The sequence below is a fragment of the Agrococcus baldri genome (genome assembly GCA_900114805.1).
Taxonomy (GTDB): domain Bacteria; phylum Actinomycetota; class Actinomycetes; order Actinomycetales; family Microbacteriaceae; genus Agrococcus; species Agrococcus baldri.
In genome coordinates this window covers 459,749-475,840 of sequence record FOZN01000002.1, presented here as the reverse complement: position 1 = coordinate 475,840, position 16,092 = coordinate 459,749, and the positions used below count along the sequence as shown (strand labels likewise).

General features: G+C 73.3%; 21 protein-coding genes. 16 read left to right on the top strand and 5 right to left on the bottom strand.

Annotated elements, in window-relative coordinates; genetic code table 11:
- The first annotated feature begins 72 nt into the window (after window positions 1–72).
- From BM288_RS06485 to BM288_RS06475, 3 genes are read left to right on the top strand one after another with little or no spacing between them, the layout of a single operon-like run.
- The gene (locus BM288_RS06485; RefSeq protein ID WP_092917068.1) at window positions 73–363 is read left to right on the top strand and encodes a hypothetical protein; all 291 of its coding nucleotides are present in this window, start codon (window positions 73–75) and stop codon (window positions 361–363) included.
- The gene (locus BM288_RS06480; RefSeq protein WP_092917066.1) at window positions 363–848 is read left to right on the top strand and encodes a phage holin family protein; all 486 of its coding nucleotides are present in this window, start codon (window positions 363–365) and stop codon (window positions 846–848) included. Before BM288_RS06485 ends, BM288_RS06480 begins: the two co-directional genes overlap by 1 nt.
- Complete coding sequence (locus BM288_RS06475; RefSeq protein WP_092917064.1) at window positions 845–1,063, top strand: DUF3618 domain-containing protein; 219 nt, start codon at window positions 845–847, stop codon at window positions 1,061–1,063. Before BM288_RS06480 ends, BM288_RS06475 begins: the two co-directional genes overlap by 4 nt.
- A gap of 40 nt (window positions 1,064–1,103) precedes the next feature.
- Here the strand turns inward: BM288_RS06475 and BM288_RS06470 are convergent, their stop codons facing one another.
- From BM288_RS06470 to BM288_RS06455, 4 genes are all read right to left on the bottom strand, one after another.
- Window positions 1,104–1,505, bottom strand: coding sequence for a type II toxin-antitoxin system VapC family toxin (locus tag BM288_RS06470; RefSeq protein WP_092917062.1), 402 nt, complete (start codon window positions 1,503–1,505; stop codon window positions 1,104–1,106).
- A complete protein-coding gene (locus tag BM288_RS06465; RefSeq protein ID WP_092917060.1) occupies window positions 1,502–1,804 on the bottom strand; it encodes a type II toxin-antitoxin system VapB family antitoxin in 303 nt (100 codons plus the stop codon). Before BM288_RS06465 ends, BM288_RS06470 begins: the two co-directional genes overlap by 4 nt.
- A 97-nt stretch (window positions 1,805–1,901) precedes the next feature.
- The gene (locus BM288_RS06460; RefSeq protein ID WP_092917058.1) at window positions 1,902–3,158 is read right to left on the bottom strand and encodes a phosphotransferase family protein; all 1,257 of its coding nucleotides are present in this window, start codon (window positions 3,156–3,158) and stop codon (window positions 1,902–1,904) included.
- Between the two features lie 36 nt (window positions 3,159–3,194).
- On the bottom strand, window positions 3,195–4,001 hold the full coding sequence (locus tag BM288_RS06455) for a class II glutamine amidotransferase (protein ID WP_177220284.1): 807 nt from the start codon (window positions 3,999–4,001) through the stop codon (window positions 3,195–3,197).
- A 171-nt stretch (window positions 4,002–4,172) separates the two neighbouring features.
- On the opposite strand from BM288_RS06455, the gene BM288_RS06450 reads away from it, so the two are divergent.
- From BM288_RS06450 to BM288_RS06440, 3 genes are read left to right on the top strand one after another with little or no spacing between them, the layout of a single operon-like run.
- Window positions 4,173–5,594 (top strand): ATP-dependent DNA helicase, encoded by a 1,422-nt coding sequence (locus BM288_RS06450; protein WP_092917054.1) that lies wholly within the window; start codon window positions 4,173–4,175, stop codon window positions 5,592–5,594.
- Window positions 5,595–5,654: 60 nt separating this feature from the next.
- Window positions 5,655–6,431: a glycosyltransferase family 2 protein gene (locus BM288_RS06445; protein ID WP_092917052.1), complete on the top strand. Its 777-nt coding sequence runs from the start codon at window positions 5,655–5,657 to the stop codon at window positions 6,429–6,431.
- Window positions 6,432–6,439: 8 nt separating this feature from the next.
- A complete protein-coding gene (locus tag BM288_RS06440; RefSeq protein ID WP_143103049.1) occupies window positions 6,440–7,006 on the top strand; it encodes a DUF2238 domain-containing protein in 567 nt (188 codons plus the stop codon).
- A gap of 20 nt (window positions 7,007–7,026) precedes the next feature.
- Here BM288_RS06440 and BM288_RS06435 read toward each other — a convergent pair whose 3' ends face one another.
- Complete coding sequence (locus tag BM288_RS06435; RefSeq protein WP_092917048.1) at window positions 7,027–7,581, bottom strand: MarR family winged helix-turn-helix transcriptional regulator; 555 nt, start codon at window positions 7,579–7,581, stop codon at window positions 7,027–7,029.
- 62 nt (window positions 7,582–7,643) lie between these two features.
- On the opposite strand from BM288_RS06435, the gene idi reads away from it, so the two are divergent.
- From idi to BM288_RS06390, 10 genes are read left to right on the top strand one after another with little or no spacing between them, the layout of a single operon-like run.
- Window positions 7,644–8,195 carry an isopentenyl-diphosphate Delta-isomerase gene (idi, locus tag BM288_RS06430; RefSeq protein ID WP_092917046.1) on the top strand — a complete coding sequence of 184 codons (552 nt, stop codon included), beginning with the start codon at window positions 7,644–7,646 and terminating at the stop codon, window positions 8,193–8,195.
- Window positions 8,192–9,211 (top strand): polyprenyl synthetase family protein, encoded by a 1,020-nt coding sequence (locus BM288_RS06425; RefSeq protein WP_092917044.1) that lies wholly within the window; start codon window positions 8,192–8,194, stop codon window positions 9,209–9,211. The genes idi and BM288_RS06425 overlap by 4 nt, the downstream gene beginning before the upstream one ends.
- Entirely contained in the window at window positions 9,208–10,122 is a 915-nt protein-coding gene (locus BM288_RS06420) for a phytoene/squalene synthase family protein (RefSeq protein ID WP_092917042.1), read from the top strand. The genes BM288_RS06425 and BM288_RS06420 overlap by 4 nt, the downstream gene beginning before the upstream one ends.
- Complete coding sequence (gene crtI / locus BM288_RS06415) at window positions 10,119–11,699, top strand: phytoene desaturase family protein (protein WP_092917040.1); 1,581 nt, start codon at window positions 10,119–10,121, stop codon at window positions 11,697–11,699. Before BM288_RS06420 ends, crtI begins: the two co-directional genes overlap by 4 nt.
- Window positions 11,696–12,061, top strand: a complete 366-nt coding sequence (locus tag BM288_RS14455) for a lycopene cyclase domain-containing protein (RefSeq protein WP_177220283.1) — start codon at window positions 11,696–11,698, stop codon at window positions 12,059–12,061. Before crtI ends, BM288_RS14455 begins: the two co-directional genes overlap by 4 nt.
- A complete protein-coding gene (locus BM288_RS06410; RefSeq protein WP_177220282.1) occupies window positions 12,058–12,378 on the top strand; it encodes a lycopene cyclase domain-containing protein in 321 nt (106 codons plus the stop codon). Before BM288_RS14455 ends, BM288_RS06410 begins: the two co-directional genes overlap by 4 nt.
- Window positions 12,371–13,258 carry a prenyltransferase gene (locus tag BM288_RS06405; protein ID WP_092917036.1) on the top strand — a complete coding sequence of 296 codons (888 nt, stop codon included), beginning with the start codon at window positions 12,371–12,373 and terminating at the stop codon, window positions 13,256–13,258. The genes BM288_RS06410 and BM288_RS06405 overlap by 8 nt, the downstream gene beginning before the upstream one ends.
- Window positions 13,255–14,733: an SDR family oxidoreductase gene (locus BM288_RS06400; RefSeq protein ID WP_092917784.1), complete on the top strand. Its 1,479-nt coding sequence runs from the start codon at window positions 13,255–13,257 to the stop codon at window positions 14,731–14,733. The genes BM288_RS06405 and BM288_RS06400 overlap by 4 nt, the downstream gene beginning before the upstream one ends.
- Window positions 14,730–15,233: a pyrimidine dimer DNA glycosylase/endonuclease V gene (locus BM288_RS06395; protein WP_092917034.1), complete on the top strand. Its 504-nt coding sequence runs from the start codon at window positions 14,730–14,732 to the stop codon at window positions 15,231–15,233. The genes BM288_RS06400 and BM288_RS06395 overlap by 4 nt, the downstream gene beginning before the upstream one ends.
- The gene (locus BM288_RS06390; RefSeq protein ID WP_318255372.1) at window positions 15,223–16,041 is read left to right on the top strand and encodes a tryptophan-rich sensory protein; all 819 of its coding nucleotides are present in this window, start codon (window positions 15,223–15,225) and stop codon (window positions 16,039–16,041) included. The genes BM288_RS06395 and BM288_RS06390 overlap by 11 nt, the downstream gene beginning before the upstream one ends.
- Window positions 16,042–16,092: the final 51 nt, after the last annotated feature.

Genomic DNA, 16,092 nt, shown 5'->3' with positions numbered 1-16,092 from the left:
CCCGGCCGGTCGTGGGTATCGTTGTGGCACGACCGGCCAGCACCGCTGGCAACCCCAACGGCAGGAGCGAACATGCGCGGCAGGATCCTCTTCGTGGTCGGACTCGGCGCGGGCTACGTGCTCGGAGCCAAGGCCGGCCGTCAGCGCTACGAGCAGATCGCGAGTGCGGCCGACAAGGTGTGGAACTCGCCCGCGGTCTCGAAGCAGCGGCACGAGGTGCAGCACTTCGTCGAGACCAAGGGCCCCAAGCTCGTCGAGTCGGCGACGGATGCCGCCGGCGACGCGATCGAGAAGGTCACCAAGCGCAAGGGCTCGCGCCGCGGCGATCACGGCTCTGAGGTCGCGCGACCCGAGGACGTCTGATGGCAAGCCGCAAGTCGCTCGGCGATCTCATCGCCGAGACGCCGAAGCTGCTCACCGACCTCGTGAAGGCGGAGATCGACAATCTCAAGTCCGAGGTCGCAGGCAAGGCGAAGGGCCTCGGCATCGGCGGCGCGTTGCTCGCCGTCGCCGGTGTGCTCGCCATCTTCCTGATCAGCTGGCTGCTCTACGCCGGCTATGAGGGACTCAACGTGGTCTTCGTGCCGTGGCTGTCGGCGCTGCTGATCTCCGCGTTGCTGCTGCTGGTCATCCTGATCCTGGTGCTCGTGGGGCTCTCGGCGATCAAGAAGAACAAGGACTTCAACAACCTGCAGGCGGTCGACAGCATCAAGGACGACGTCAACATGGTGCGCGGTCTCGGCCACGCCGCCGACGGCACCGACCCGCTCGACGACCTCGACAGGAACGCCTTCGACGCGAACCGCGTCGGCACGAACCCCTCCTCGACCAATGGAGTGCAGCGATGACCGAGCAGCGAGACGTCGACCGCAAGCGCGAGGAGCTGCGCCAGCACCTCAACGAGCTCGAGGACCGCGTGAATCCCAAGAAGGTCACGAATCGGGCTGTCGGCAAGGCGCAGGACTCCTACAACGAGGACCCGACGCCGTGGATCGCCGCGGCGGCAGGCGTCGCCGTGCTCATCGTCGGCGGCATCGCGCTGGCCGTCTTCGGCCGCCGCTAGCCGCCTGCACCTCCGTAGCGGACCCGTCGCGAGACCGCTGCTATGCGTACTCCTCCAGCGCAGAGCGCAGATCGGTGCGGCTGAAGTCGTCGCCGATGAACAACAGCGGTTCGTCGGCGACGTGAGACAGGGCATAGCTGAAGGTGTCGCCATAGTTGAGTCGCGCCGGATGCCCCGATCCCCGTCCGTGGGCGGTGAAGGCGTCGGCGGCGGCGTCAGCCTGCTCAGCATCGAACGGCACGATCTCGAGACCATATCGGCGCACGAACTGATCAAGCCTCCGCATCGCCTCTGCTCCGGCTCTGCCGTACGCGACCATGCGCGCTTCGACGAGCGTCGCGGCAGACATGCGCCCTCCGTACGCCGCGAGCAGTTCGCGGAGGCCGTCGGCCTCCGGCTCGTCTGCGAGCACCGCGATCAATGCGGACGTGTCGATGATCACTTCGGGAGCCCACCCTCGTCGTAGAGCCAATCTTCGTGCTCGACCATCCCTCTGCGCTGCTCGGCGGTCGTCAGGGATCGGAACTCTTCGGCGCTGCGCTCCATGGCGGTGATCCGGCGCTGGATCTCCTCCTGGGAGTACTTCGGAGCGGGCCGGGCTCGTCGGCCAGCCGTCGCATGCAGCTCCTCCAGCCGCCGCCGCACGGCTTCCTCGACCGCGCCGGTCTGCGTCGCCCCTGTGAGCGCTGCGAGCTCGCGGACCAGCTCGTGGATGCGCTCGTTCTTGATGTTGAGACTCATGCGCCGGATTCTACCTTGGTAGAAGCATGTTGGGTAGAAGTGCGCCGTGCTCAGCGGAGTGCCGAGAGCAGTGGCAGCGGGAAGCGCCGGGTTGGCTTCAAGCGAGCGTCGAGACCATCGCGGGCAGGTGCCGCAGCTTCTTCGCCACCACGCCGCCCAGCTCCCATGCCGAGACCGGCTCGGTCGCCTTCGCGATCTCGTCGAAGGTGACGACTTGGAAGACGAGGTCGGCCAGCGGCGCCAGCTCCAGGGCCCGATCGGTGTCGGCCTCGGGGAAGGCCTCCCGCCAGCGGGACGCGTAGGCGGCCTCGAAGGCCGCCGCCTCGTCGCGCACGCCCATGAAGCGGGTCAGGTGCGCGATGTCGAGGAACGGGTGGCTGACGCAGCCGTCCGTCCAGTCGAACAGGCGCAGCGTCTCGCCGTCCCAGGCGACGTTGTCGAGGTGCAGGTCGCCGTGGGCGAGCGTGTCGGGCACCCCCGCGTGCCAGAGCTCGCGCACGAGCTCGATGGCGCGGTCGGCGCTGCCGCGGATCGCAGCCAGCTCGACCGCGTCGAGCAGGGCGAGCTCGGTGCTGTGCTCGAGCAGCGCCCGGAACCCGGTCACCGTCAGCTCGAGGCCGCGGTGCGGCAGCCCTGCCGCGAGCAGCGCCGGCACCTGCTCGACCGCCGCGATCTGCGCGTCGGCCCAGCGCTCGGCGACCCGCAGGGCGGCGCCGGCGGCGTGCTGCGCCTCCTCGGCGCCGGCCATCGGCTCCATCAGCAGCCAGCCGCGGTCGACCTCGGTGGCGATGAGCTGCGGCACCAGCTCCGGCACGAGCGCGGCGACCGCGCGGTGGATCCTCGCCTCCGCGTGGAAGTGCGCGCAGGGCTGCTTCACCCACACCGCGTCGCCCTCGACGGGCACGCGTGCGACTGCCGAGACGCTCCACGCCTTCACCGGTTCGATCGGCCCGGTGCGGCGCCGACCGCTCGGCAGCAGCGCGCCGTCGATCCACGTCTCGATCGCCTCGTACCAGCCGGGTCGATACCAGTCGGGCCGGCCGGCGGGCGTGCGCGCGGGGTCGAGCTCGGCGACGGCCTGCGCGATCGCGGCGGCGACCGCACCGTCTGCCAGCGCGGCCGGCGCGACGAGCGCACCGCGCGCATCCGCCCGCTCCGCACCGTCGCGCATGCCGACGACGTGCACCCGGGAGCCGTCCGGCAGCCGCATGGTCGGCGCGAGCGGGATCTCGGCGCCGACCAGCGTCAGCGCCTGCGCGAGCTCGAGATCCTCAGCAGCCTCGAACGAGGGCAGCGCCCCGTCGTCGCCGACCAGCACGAGTCCGTCCTGCAGCAGCGCGACACGATCGACCATGCCGGCCAGCCTGGCACGCTCCTGCCGCGTGCGACCTCAGCCCACCTGCACGGGCACGCGCAGGTCGCGCCGCGATACCTCGAGGGTGTCGAGGTCGATGCGCACGGCCGTCTCGGGCGCCATGCGGTTCCAGCCGTCGCCGGTGAGGCCGCTCGAGGTCACGGCGATCGCGCCGTCCTCCGACCGCCGCCACGACAGCTGGTAGTAGTGGTCGACGTGGTCGACGGGCAGGTCGTCGCCGAGCCCCGACTCCTCGAACAGCTCGAGCGGCACCGCGGCGCCCTCGTTCGCATGCGTCGCGATCAGCTCGTGCGGCGAGAGCACCAGCAGGTTCAGCGCCGCGGCCGGGAACTCCCGGCGCAGCTCCGACACCGTCGCGCTGACCGCGTCGAACAGCGGCTCGCCGGCCTCGTGCCTGCGCAGGATGAGCGCGAACACCATCGCCGTGTCGGTCTCCCCGCCCACCCGGGCGAGCTCCGCATCCGTCACCTTCTCGCGCAGGCGATCGATCGGCGCCACCGAGCCGTTCTGCGCCAGCACGATCTCGCCCACCCGGAACGGGTGCGTGTTGGCGACCCGGGTCGCGAGCCCCTCGGTCGCCAGCCGCAGATGCGTCAGCCGCGCGCGCGAGGGCGTGTCGACGAGTGCGTCGGTGAGGTCGGGGTTGTCCAGGCCCAGGGCGGCGTCGCGGTAGCGCCGCACCTGGTCGCCGTCGAGCCACGCGGTGCCCCAGCCGTCGGTGTGCAGGCGGCCCAGCCGCTGCCATTCGACGCACGATGCGTCGCCGATCACGTCCCGCGTCGTGGCAGGCGTGGGGGAGACGTGCGCGAGCAGTCGGCACATGTCGCATCCCCTCCTTCTGCCTCCATCCTCTCGCATCCTGGCGATCGAGGGACGGATGCGCCGTCACAGTCGGTCACACAGCACCCCTGCGTGCGTCCACAGGCGGGCGCGCCGAGCGGACGCGCGCGGCGGCTCCCGGCTAGCCTGCCGCGGGTGCGGGAGGATGGAGGGATGGAGATCGAGCTGACGCCTGAGCAGCTGGCGATCCATGAGCGCATCGAGCAGGGCGATCGGCACCTGTTCATCACCGGTCGCGCCGGCACGGGCAAGTCGACGCTGCTGCGGCACCTGACCGAGCACTCGAAGAAGCAGATCATCGTGTGCGCGCCGACGGGGGTCGCGGCGCTCAACGTGGGCGGGCAGACGATCCACTCGCTGCTGAAGCTGCCGCTGGGCGTGATCGCCGAGGCGCCGCTGCGGCAGAGCGCAGAGCTCAAGCGCATGCTCGGCAAGCTCGACCTGCTCGTCATCGACGAGATCTCGATGGTGAACGCCGACCTGATGGATGCCATCGACCGCTCGCTGCGGCAGGCGCGGGGCGTGCGCTCTGCGCCCTTCGGCGGCGTGCAGGTGGTGATGTTCGGCGACCCCTACCAGCTGGCGCCGGTGCCCGGCGATGCCGAGGAGCGCGCCTACTTCGCCGACCACTACGAGTCGATGTGGTTCTTCGACGCGCGCGTCTGGCGCGACGAGCCGCTCGACGTGGTCGAGCTGGTGCACATCCACCGGCAGTCCGACCTGGAGTTCAAGCAGGCGCTCAACGCGGTGCGGCACGGCACGGTGACCGCCGAGATCGCGCAGCTGCTGAACGATGCGGGCGCTCGCACGCCGCCGGACGACGAGGTGCTGACGCTCGCGACCCGCAACGACACGGTCACCCGCATCAACTCGCGCGAGCTCGCACGGCTGCCTGGCAAGTCGAAGACGGCGGTGGCCGAGGTGACGGGCGATTTCGGCGGACGGCAGTACCCGGCGGATGTCGACCTGCAGCTCAAGCTCGGTGCGCAGGTGATGTTCCTGCGCAACGACTCCGAGGGCCGCTGGGTGAACGGCTCGCTCGGCAAGGTGGTCGACATCGGCGGCACCGTCTGGGTGGAGGTCGACGGCGAGCAGCACGAGGTCGAGCCGGCCGTGTGGGAGCAGTTCCGCTACTCGTACTCGCCGACGACCAAGGAGATCAAGCGGGATGTCGTGGCCGAGTTCACGCAGTTCCCGCTGCGGCTGGCGTGGGCGGTGACGATCCACAAGTCGCAGGGCAAGACCTTCGACCGCGCGGTGATCGACCTGGGCTCGCGCGCCTTCGCTCCCGGGCAGACCTACGTGGCGCTCTCGCGCCTGACGTCGCTCGACGGGCTCTACCTGACCCGACCGCTGCAGCCGCGCGACATCATCGTCGACCAGCGGGTGCGCCGCTTCATCCACGAGGTGCGGGAGCAGGATGCCGCCCGGGCTGCCCGGGAGGACCTGCGCGACGCGCCCGCGTCCACCGGCCGCCCGGAGCCGGCTGCGGCGCCCGCCGAGACCGCCGCAGAGGGCGATGCGCGCGACCGGGTCGACGCACTGTTCGGCTCCGACGGGCCCACCCCCTTCTGATCCGTTCGCGCCGCCTGCACGATCAGGTGACGACAAGGCTCGCGTGGCACGCTCTCCGGCATGACGGATGCGAGCGCGGGTGCGCGCCTGCGGGTATCGATCGTGATCCCCGTGCGCGACGACGCGCCCGCCCTGCGCCGATGCCTCGACGCGATCGCCGCGCAGACCGAGGCTCCGCACGAGGTGATCGTCGTCGACAACGGCTGCTCCGACGATTCCGCGGCGGTCGCCCTGGCCGCGGGTGCGCGGGTCGTCGTGGAGCCGCGCCGCGGGATACCGGCCGCTGCGTCGCGCGGCTACGACGAGGCGAGCGGCGACGTCATCGCCCGGTGCGACGCCGACTCGGCGCTCCCGACCGACTGGGTCGAGCGGATCCGCGAGGCCTTCACCACCGACCCCGCGCTGGACGGGCTCACCGGGCCGGGTCGGTTCGACGACCTGCCCACCTGGTTGCGTGCACCCGCGAGCATCACGTATGCATTCGGCACGTTCGTCGCCGGCGGTGCGGCGATCGCCAACGTGCCGCTGTGGGGCTCCAACATGGCGGTGCGGCGCACGGCGTGGCTGTCGGTCGCCGCGCACGTCGAGCGCGAGGAGCCCGACGTGCACGACGATCTCGACCTCGCCATGCACCTCGGACCGCGGGCGCGCATCCGCTTCGACCCTCGGCTCCGAGTGGGTGCCGAGGGGCGCATCTTCCGCAGCGCGCGGGCTGCTCGCGCGCGCGTCGCCGTGGCCATGCGCACCTTCCGCCGGAACTGGGCGCTGGGCGGTTCGCCCGGAAGGCGGTGGGTGGCGCGGCTCGGTGGCCCGGATGTGCGGCGGTCGAAGCTGTGAGCGGCTGGTTGCGGTCGCAGGGTCGCTGGCTGCCGGGTGATGCGCTGCGGGTGGTCGCCCTGGTGTCGGTCCCGCTCGCGGGAGTCGTCGCCGGCGGCCCCTCCGCCGCCGCGATGCTCCTCGCGCTCGGCGGTGCGATGGCGCTGCGCTTCCTGCGCGTGCCGACCGCCACCGACCTCACGGGTCAGATCGTGCTGCTCGCCTCAGCGTGGTTCGCGGCCACGGGGACGTACGAGACCGTGCCGGGCCTCGACTTCGCCATGCACCTCGGCTCCGGTGCCGTGCTCGCGGTGCTCGCCCGCGCGGCGATGCTGCCCGCCGGGCTGCTGCCGTCGGGCTCGGATCGGAGGGCGGCGGCCTCGCGGGTGCTGCACACGACGACGGCGGTGCTGCTGCTCGGGCTGCTCTGGGAGCTGGGCGAGTGGGCCGGCCATGCCTGGATCACCCCCGACATCGGCGTCGGATACGAGGACACGCTGCTCGATCTCGTCGCCGACGTCCTCGGCGGGCTCGCGGCCGCGCTCGCCCGGGAGCTCGCGGACGCGCGCCGGGGCGCGCTCGTCGCGAGGTCATGATGCGGGTCAGCGCCGCGGAGTCAGGTGCCCGGCTCCAGCACCGGCAGATCGGCGATCGCCGTCAGGAATCGCGTGACGACGAGCCGCTCGTCGCTCGTCATCGCCGCCGCTATCCGGAAGCGACGCAGGTGGTCGGCCCCGACCGTGGCGGTCGCGGTGGTGCTGGTGCCGTCGGTGACGACGATCGAGAGCGCCCGGCGGTCACTCGGGTGCGCTTCGCGCCGGATGTGCCCGGCCTGCTCGAGCCGGTCGAGCAGCTTCGTCACCGACGGACCCTTCAGGCCCAGGTGCTCGGCGAGCAGGGTCGAGGTGACGATGGTGCCGTCATGGCGAGCGGTCATCAGGAAGCGGATCGCCCGCATGTCGTTCTCGCCCAGGCGCATGAAGCGGCGGCTGGCCTCCCGCTGGGCGTCAGAGGTGCTGCGCCAGCGCAGCAGCGAGGTGAACAGGTCGACGATCTCCTCGACGTCCGCGTCGCTCAGGCCGAGCTCGATCACCACCTTGGCCGATGCCTCGTGCCGTCGTGCGTCGATCACGGCGCGGGCGTCCGGCGGCGGAGGCGTGGGTCGGGGCATGGAGGCATTCTATATTGCCAAACTTATAGTTGCACAGGCTCACCATTTGCTAGGCTTCCCGCATGACCTCTCCCGACCGCTCCGCCGAGCAGGAGCTCGTGGTGCTGCTCGATGCGGCCGGTGCACCGATCGGCACCGCCCCCAAGGCGACCGTGCACACCGACGCCACCCCGCTCCACCTGGCGTTCTCCTGCCACCTGCTGGATGCCGACGGGCGCATGCTCGTCACCCGTCGCGCCCTCACCAAGGCGGCCTGGCCGGGTGTCTGGACGAACGCATGCTGCGGCCATCCCGCCCCCGACGAGCCGATGGAGTCGGCGGTCCGCCGCCGGCTGCAGCAGGAGCTCGGCGTCGGGGTGCGGCAGCTCGAGCTGGTGCTGCCCGACTTCGCGTATCGCGCCGTCGACGCCTCCGGCATCGTCGAGCACGAGCGCTGCCCGGTCTTCGTCGGCCGGGTCGACGGCGAGCTGCTGCCGGCGGAGGCTGAGGTGGCCGAGTGGCAGTGGGTCGAGCCCGAGGCGCTGCTGGCCGGCATCCGCGCCACCCCGTGGGCATTCAGCCCCTGGCTCGTGCTGCAGGCGGAGCAGCTGCCGGTGCTGGCAGGTGCCTCATGACCGCCGTCGGCGCACCGACGCTGCTCGACGAGGTCGATCGGCGCGTCCGCGCGCTCGCGGCGCCCCGCGGAGCCCACCCCGTGCAGGCGGCAGCCGCGGGCGCCGTCGCGGGCGGCAAGCTGCTGCGCCCCCGGCTGGTGCTGCTGGCGGCCGGGGAGGGCGCCGACCGCGCCGCGGTCGTCGAGGCCGCCGCCGCGGTCGAGCTGCTGCACGCGGCGCTGCTCGTGCATGACGACGTCATCGACGGCGACGACGAGCGCCGCGGTCGGCCCTCGGTGGCCTTCGCCGCCACGCAGACCGCGACCGCCGCTGGGCTCGCGCCCGTCGAGGCGAGCCGGCTCGGCCTCACGACGGCCATCGTGGCGGGCGATGCGCTGCTGGTGCGGGCGCTCGCCGCGATCGCGAGGCTCGAGCTGCCCCACCCCATCCGCGCACGGATCGTCGACGTCGTCGAGCGCGCGATGGTGCACGCCGCCGAGGGCGAGCACGACGATGTGCTGCTGGCGGGCACCGCGCCGGAGGAGGACGTCATCGAGCGCGTGCTCGAGGGCAAGACCGCCGACTACTCGTTCCGCGCACCGCTCGAGATCGGCGCACTGCTCGGCGGCAGGAGCGAGCAGGCGCTCGCGGCACTGGGGGCCATCGGCCTGCGCCTGGGTGTGATCTACCAGCTGCGCGACGACGTGCTGGGGGTCTTCGGCGACGAGGCCGTCACAGGCAAGAGCGCCCTGAGCGACATCCGCGCCGGAGCACCGACGCTGCTCTCGGCGCTCGCCAGCCGTGATCCCGCGTGGCAGAGCGTCGCGGCGCACTACGGCGACCGCGCCGCCGACGTGGGCGCCGCCGCTCGCGTGCGCCAGGTCATGCGCGGCAGCGGCGCGCTGGAGGCCGTCGAGCGGCGCATCGCACAGGCGGTGGACGCGGTGCGGGCGATGATCGCCGAGGCACCCGTCGAGCAGTCGGCGCGCGACGGCCTCGCCGAGCTGCTCGAGCGCTGCGCGGAGCGCGAGCGATGACGGGCCTGGAGGCCTACTCGGCCACCGCCAGACGGGCGAGCGCCGAGGTGATCGCGGCGTACTCGACGTCCTTCGGGCTCGCGAGCAGGCTGCTGCCGCCGCAGATGCGTGGCGACATCGGCACCGTGTACGCGCTCGTGCGCGTCGCCGACGAGATCGTCGACGGGCCGGGCGCCGAGTCCGGGCTCGACGCCGCCGGCTGCCGCGAGGTGCTCGACGCGCTCGAGCGCGAGGTCGAGCGGGCGCTCGCGACGGGCTTCAGCGCCGATCTCATCGTGCACGCCTTCGCCGAGACCGCGCGCAGGGTCGGCATCACGCGCGACCAGACCGCACCGTTCTTCGCCGCGATGCGCCGCGACCTCGAGCCGGTCGCCTTCGCCGACGAGCGCGAGCTGCGCGCGTACGTGTACGGCTCGGCCGAGGTGATCGGCATCATGTGCGTGCGCTGCTTCCTCGGCGGCGCGGTGCTGCTCGACGCCGAGGCCAGGCGCGTCGCACGCGGTGCCCGGGCGCTCGGCAGCGCCTTCCAGGTCGTCAACTTCCTGCGCGACCTGGGCGCCGACGCCACCGGGCTCGGCCGCGCCTACCTGCCGGGCATCGACCCGGCCAGGCCGAGCGAGGAGGCGGTGCACCGCGTGCTGGATCGGCTCGAGGGAGAGCTGCGCATCGCGCGCGGCGCCGTGGAGCTGCTGCCGCGCGAGGCCCGCCCGGCCGTCATCGCTGCGCACGACATCTTCGCGGCACTCGGCCGACGCATCCGCGACACCCCGGCCGCCGAGCTGCCGTTGCGCCGCATCAGCGTGCCGAACGCCCAGAAGGCGGCGATCGTCGCGCGCGCCGCCCTCGGCGCCGGACTCAGCCGCGCTGCGGCACCGCGCGCCCGCCTCGCGACCGCGGAGCCCGTGCGATGAGCCGCATCGTCGTGATCGGCGGCGGCATCGCCGGCATCGCCAGCGCCGGCCTGCTCGCTCGCGACGGCCACCAGGTGACCCTCGTCGAGCAGGCAGAGGGGCTCGGCGGTCGCGCCGGCAGCTGGCGCTCCGAGGGCTTCCTGTTCGACACCGGCCCCTCGTGGATGCTCATGCGCGAGCCCTACGAGCACGCGTTCCGCATGCTCGGCTCCAGCCTCGAGGACGAGCTCGAGCTCGTGCGGCTCGATCCGGCGTACCGGGTGCTCTATGAGGGGGAGGCCGAGGCGCTGGAGGTCTCTGGCGACCTGGTCACCACCCTCGCGCGCTTCGAGGCGATCGAGCCCGGTGCGGGCGAGCGGCTGCGCGCCTACCTCGGCTCGGCGACCGAGACCGCCGAGCTGGCGACGAGCGGGCTGCTCTCGAACCGCTTCGACTCGCCTCGCGCCTTCGCCGGCCTCGGCCTCGCCCGCCGGCTGCCGCGGCTGACCCGGCTGCTGCTCGAGTCGCTCGAGTTGCGCATCGCCCGCTCCTTCCGCGACCGGCGGCTGCGGCAGGCGCTCGGCTACCCCGCGGTGTTCCTCGGCACCGAACCCAAGTCGGCGCCCTCGATGTACCACCTGATGAGCCACTTCGACCTCGTCGAAGGCGTCTGGTACCCGCAGGGCGGCTTCACCGCGGTCGTGGATGCGCTGGCGCGGCTCGCGCGCGTCGCCGGCGTCGAGGTGCGCACCGGCACCAGGGTCGAGCGCATCCTGGTGGACGACGGCGCCGCGCGCGGGGTCGAGCTCGCCGGCGGTGAGCGGATCGCGGCCGATCTGGTCGTCTCGGCGGCCGACGCGCACGCCACCGACACGCGCCTGCTCGCGCACGTGCCCGGGATCGCCGAGCGTGCCCGGCGGCGCTGGGCGAAGCGGGTCGCCGGGCCCTCCGCCGTGCTGGTGATGCTGGGCGTCGAGGGCGAGCTGCCGCAGCTCGCGCACCACACGCTGCTGTTCACCCGCGACTGGGAGGAGGGGTTCCGGCGCATCTTCGGCCCGCTGGGGGCTCGCGCCTCGCGCGGCGTGACGGATCCCGCATCGCTGTACGTCAGCCGCACCTCCGCCACCGACCCCTCGGTCGCGCCGGCCGGGCACGAGGCGCTATTCGTGCTGGTGCCGGTGCCGCCCGACCTGCGGCTGGGCGGCGGCGGCCTCGACGGCCGCGGCAGCCCGCCGGTCGAGGAGATCGCCGATCGGGCCATCGCGCAGATCGCATCCTGGGCGGGCATCGACGACCTGGCCGACCGGGTCGTGACGCGCCGCACGATCGGCCCCGCCGACTTCGCGCGCGACTTCGACTCCTGGCGCGGCACCGCGCTCGGCCCGGCCCACACGCTGCGGCAGAGCGCCTTCCTGCGCGGCTCCACCCGGCATTCGGGCGTGCGCGACCTGCTGCTCGCCGGCGCCACCACGGTGCCAGGCATCGGCGTGCCGATGTGCCTGATCTCGGCCGAGCTGGTCGTCAAGCACGTGCGCGGCGACCGCTCGTCCGGACCGCTGCAGCCGCTCGGCGGCGAGCGCGTGGAGGCGGCGCCGTGAGCCTGGCCTACCTCGCCGCCATCGCCATCTCGGCGCTCGGCGTCGGCACGATCGACGCCCGCTGGCGGCTCGCGCTGTTCCATGACGCCCGGCGCGCGCTGATCGCGGTCGCCGCCACCGCGACGGTGATGCTGCTGCTCGACCTGGCGGCGATCGCCACCGGCAACTTCCGCCTCGGCGCGTCGCCGTGGATGACGGGCTTCGAGGTGCTGCCGCACCTGCCGATCGAGGAGCTCGCGTTCCTGGTCTTCCTCGCCTACGTCTCGCTGGTCGCCTTCGCGGGGGCCGAGCGGGTGCTCGCGGCGCTGCGCGGGCGATCCGCGCGCGCAGTCCCGGCGGCCCGGGCGGGGGAGGCGTCGTGAGCTACGCGCTGCTGCTGCTTCCGCTGCTGGTCGCCGCTGTCGTGTGCGCGGTGGTGGCGCTGCGCGGTGATCGGCGCGGCTGGACGGCGCTGGCTATCGCCGCCGCCGCCGTGCTGGCGCTCACCCTCGCGTTCGACTCGCTGATGATCGCGCTCGATCTGTTCCGCTACGACGACGCGCTGCTGCTGGGCCCTCACATCGGGCTCGTGCCGATCGAGGATCTCGGCTACGCCCTGGTCGCCCTACTCGTCGTGGTCGCGCTGTGGCGGCTGCTGCCCGCGCGCGGCCGAGCCGAGGAGCGGAGGACGGATGCCTGAGGTCGCCATTGCCCCCGGCCTCGCCCGCCGCCTGCTGCTGGCCTCCCGCCCGGTGAGCTGGATCAACACGGCGTTCCCGTTCGCGGCCGCCATGCTGCTCACCAGCGGCGCCATCGACGCGCGGCTGGTGCTCGGCACGCTGTTCTTCCTGGTGCCGTACAACCTCGCCATGTACGGCATCAACGACGTCTTCGACTACGCATCCGACGTCGCCAACCCCCGCAAGGGCGGTGTGGAGGGCGCGCTGCTGCCGCCCGCGACCCATCGTGCGACGCTCGCCTGGGCGATCGGCCTCGCGCTGCCGTTCGTGGTGGCGCTCGTCGTGCTCGGCGGGCCGGCGTCGTGGGCGGTGCTCGCGGTGAGCCTGTTCGCGGTCGTCGCCTACTCGGCGCCGGGGCTGCGCTGGAAGGAGGTGCCGGTGCTCGACTCGATCACCTCGAGCACCCACTTCGTCAGCCCCGCCGTCTACGGCCTCGTGCTCGCGGGCGCCGAGTGGACGCCGGCGCTGCTGGCGCTGCTGGCGGCCTTCTTCTGCTGGGGCATGGCGAGCCACGCCTTCGGAGCCGTGCAGGACGTGCTGCCCGACCGGGAGGGCGGCATCGCCTCGACCGCCACGGCGCTCGGCGCCAGGGCGACGGTGCGGCTGGCGATGGCGCTGTGGACGGCGGCCGGCCTGCTGATGCTGCTGACGCCGTGGCCCGCCGCCCTGGGCGCCGTCGTCGCGCTGCCGTACCTCGTGATCGCCGCGCCGTTCTGGCGCGTGACCGACGCGACCAGCGCAACGGCGAACCGCGGCTGGAGGCACTTCCTCTGGGTGAACTACGTGTGCGGCTGCATCGTGACGCTGCTGTGCATCGCGTGGGCGATGGGGTGGCGATGAGCGGCAGGACGGTGCTCGTCACCGGGGCGACCGGCTACATCGGCGGGCGCCTCGTGCCGCGACTGCTCGACGCCGGCCACACCGTGCGCGTGCTCGCGCGCGACCCCGGCCGGCTCCGCGACGCGTCGTGGGCGGATGCGGTGGAGGCCGTGCGGGGCGACCTGGAGGTGCCGGGCGACGTGGCGCGCGCCGTCGAGGGGATCGACGTCGTCTACCACCTGGTGCACGCGATGGCCGCGGGCGGCGACTTCGCGGCGGCAGAGCTCGCGCAGGCCCGCAACGTGGCGACCGCCGCCAGTGCGGCGGGCGTGCGACGCATCGTCTACCTCTCGGGCCTGCATCCGGAGGGTGAGCGGCTCTCGAAGCACCTCGCCTCGCGCGTGGCCGTCGGCGAGGAGCTACTGGCCTCCGGCGTGCCCACCATCGTGCTGGAGGCGGGCATCGTGATCGGCTCCGGCTCGGCCTCGTTCGAGATGATCCGCCACCTGACCGAGGTGCTGCCGTACATGCCGGCGCCCCGATGGGTGCGCAACTTCGTGCAGCCGATCGCCGTGCGCGACGTGCTGCACTACCTGGTCGCCGCCGCCACCGTCGCCGACGACGTGCACGGCAGCTTCGACATCGGCGGACCGGACGTGCTGCGCTACGGCCAGACCATGAACGGCTACGCCGTCGAGGCCGGGCTGCCGCAGCGGCCGATCGCGCCGCTGCCGGTGCTCACGCCCTGGCTCGCGTCGCAGTGGGTCAACCTCGTCACGCCGGTGCCGCGGGCGATCGCGATGCCGCTGATCGGCTCGCTGCTGCACGACTGCGTCGTCGCCGAGCGTCGCATCGACGCGATCATCCCGCCGCCTGCGGAGGGGCTCACCGGCTACCGCCGCGCTGTGCGGCTCGCGCTCGCCCGCGAGCGCGCCGGCGACATCGAGTCGAGCTGGCGCTCCGCCTCCGCCGCCGGAGCGCCCGCCGACCCGCTGCCGAGCGACCCCAGCTGGTCGGGCTCGACCGTGTTCGAGGATGCGCGCGAGCGCACGACCGCAGCCCCGCCCGAGGCGGTCTGGCGCGTGGTGGAGGCGATCGGCGGCGAGCGCGGCTGGTACTCGGTGCCGCTGCTGTGGAGCATCCGCGGCCTCGCCGACCGGCTGGTGGGCGGCGTGGGGCTGCGCCGCGGCCGGCGCGACGCCACCACGCTGCGCGAGGGCGACACCGTCGACTGGTGGAGGGTGGAGCGCATCGAGCGCGGCCGGATGCTGCGGCTGCGTGCCGAGATGAAGGTGCCGGGCCGCGCGTGGATCGAGTTCACGGTCGAGCCGGCGGACGATGTGCCCGGCGGCGCGCACTACCGCCAGCGCGCCGTCTTCCTGCCCAGCGGCCTCGCCGGCCGCCTCTACTGGTGGTCGCTCGTGCCCGCGCACCACGTGATCTTCGAGATGATGGCGGGCCGCATCGTCGCCGTCGCCGAGGAGGATGCCGCATGAGGCTCTGGTCGCTGCACCCCGCGCTGCTCGACAGGCAGGGCCTCACCGCCTGCTGGCGCGAGGCGCTGCTGGCGCAGGCCGTGCTCGCCGGGCGCACGCGCGGCTACACCCGCCACCCGCAGCTCGCGCGCTTCCGTGCGCAGCCCGACCCGGTCGCCGCGATCGGCACCTACCTCGAGGCGGTGGCGGCGGCCGCCGAGGCGCGCGGCTACCGCTTCGACCGCACCCGCATCGACCGCACGCGCCCCGTGCCCTCCGAGGCCCAGACCACCGGTGCCGAGCGCGCCGGGCCGGTGCGACGCATCCGCGTCACCGAGGGGCAGCTCGCGTTCGAGCTCGACCACCTCCGCGCCAAGCTGGCCGCGCGCAGCCCAGAGCTGCCGCTGCCCGACCATCCCGAACCGCATCCGCTCTTCCTCGTCGAGCCCGGCCCGATCGCCGACTGGGAGCGCGGGGCCGCGACCGCCCCGACAGAGAGCGAGCAGCACCATGCGCGATGACCGCACGACGACCATGACCGCCGCCGACCGCATCCGGCCCTGGGTGGTGCTCCTCGCGCTGCCAGTGACCCTCGCGATGGCGGCGCTCGGCTCCGGCGCGTTCGGCGGGCAGGAGGTGCAGGCATCCTCGAGCGGCGCCCTCTCGGCCGACGCCACGCCGCTCGCGCCTGCCTCCACCGCCTTCTCGATCTGGAGCCTCATCTACCTCGGGCTGGCCGCCTACGCGATCTGGCAGGTGCTGCCGAAGCAGCGGCGCGACCCCCGGCAGCGGCGCATCGGCTGGCTCGCGGTGGCGTCGCTGGTGCTCAACGCCGCCTGGATCCTCTGCGCGCAGGCCGGCCTGCTGCCGCTGACGGTGGTGGTGATCGTGCTGCTGCTGGCGGTGCTCGCGGCGATCTTCGAGCTGCTGCAGCGCTCGAGGGCCGACTCGCTGCTGGAGACGCTGCTCGTCGATGGCACCTTCGGTCTCTACCTCGGCTGGGTCTCCGTCGCGACGGTCGCCAACATCGCCGCCTGGCTGGCCGACGCCGGCATGCGCCCTGTCGCCTTCGAGCTGCCCGCAGCCGCGGTGCTGGCGGTGGTGGCCGCGGTCGGGGTCGCGATCGCCATCCGCGGCCGGGGCACGATCGCGCCGACGCTGGCGATGCTGTGGGGGCTGAGCTGGATCGGCGTCGGCCGCCTGCTCGATCAGCCCGAGTCGGTCGCGGTTGCGGTCGCGGCGGCGGCCGCCTGCGTCGTCATCGGCGCGGTGACCGTGATCGCGCGGCTGCTCCGGCTCCGGGGCGCCGTGTCCCGCGCCCCGCGGTAAGACTCCCGGGAACCGCGCCCAGCACTGAGGGCGCGGGGGTCGCGCCAGCAC

Excerpts from the sequence above, each read along its gene's own strand:
- BM288_RS06450 (WP_092917054.1), top strand. The coding sequence starts at position 4,173 with ATGGAGATCGAGCTGACGCCTGAGCAGCTGGCGATCCATGAGCGCATC.
- BM288_RS06460 (WP_092917058.1), bottom strand. The coding sequence starts at position 3,158 with ATGGTCGATCGTGTCGCGCTGCTGCAGGACGGACTCGTGCTGGTCGGC.
- crtI (WP_092917040.1), top strand. The coding sequence starts at position 10,119 with ATGAGCCGCATCGTCGTGATCGGCGGCGGCATCGCCGGCATCGCCAGC.
- BM288_RS06455 (WP_177220284.1), bottom strand. The coding sequence starts at position 4,001 with ATGTGCCGACTGCTCGCGCACGTCTCCCCCACGCCTGCCACGACGCGG.
- BM288_RS06445 (WP_092917052.1), top strand. The coding sequence starts at position 5,655 with ATGACGGATGCGAGCGCGGGTGCGCGCCTGCGGGTATCGATCGTGATC.
- BM288_RS06485 (WP_092917068.1), top strand. The coding sequence starts at position 73 with ATGCGCGGCAGGATCCTCTTCGTGGTCGGACTCGGCGCGGGCTACGTG.
- BM288_RS06420 (WP_092917042.1), top strand. The coding sequence starts at position 9,208 with ATGACGGGCCTGGAGGCCTACTCGGCCACCGCCAGACGGGCGAGCGCC.
- BM288_RS06390 (WP_318255372.1), top strand. The coding sequence starts at position 15,223 with ATGCGCGATGACCGCACGACGACCATGACCGCCGCCGACCGCATCCGG.
- BM288_RS06405 (WP_092917036.1), top strand. The coding sequence starts at position 12,371 with ATGCCTGAGGTCGCCATTGCCCCCGGCCTCGCCCGCCGCCTGCTGCTG.
- BM288_RS06400 (WP_092917784.1), top strand. The coding sequence starts at position 13,255 with ATGAGCGGCAGGACGGTGCTCGTCACCGGGGCGACCGGCTACATCGGC.
- BM288_RS06480 (WP_092917066.1), top strand. The coding sequence starts at position 363 with ATGGCAAGCCGCAAGTCGCTCGGCGATCTCATCGCCGAGACGCCGAAG.
- BM288_RS06425 (WP_092917044.1), top strand. The coding sequence starts at position 8,192 with ATGACCGCCGTCGGCGCACCGACGCTGCTCGACGAGGTCGATCGGCGC.
- BM288_RS06475 (WP_092917064.1), top strand. The coding sequence starts at position 845 with ATGACCGAGCAGCGAGACGTCGACCGCAAGCGCGAGGAGCTGCGCCAG.
- idi (WP_092917046.1), top strand. The coding sequence starts at position 7,644 with ATGACCTCTCCCGACCGCTCCGCCGAGCAGGAGCTCGTGGTGCTGCTC.
- BM288_RS06435 (WP_092917048.1), bottom strand. The coding sequence starts at position 7,581 with ATGCCCCGACCCACGCCTCCGCCGCCGGACGCCCGCGCCGTGATCGAC.
- BM288_RS06465 (WP_092917060.1), bottom strand. The coding sequence starts at position 1,804 with ATGAGTCTCAACATCAAGAACGAGCGCATCCACGAGCTGGTCCGCGAG.
- BM288_RS06395 (WP_092917034.1), top strand. The coding sequence starts at position 14,730 with ATGAGGCTCTGGTCGCTGCACCCCGCGCTGCTCGACAGGCAGGGCCTC.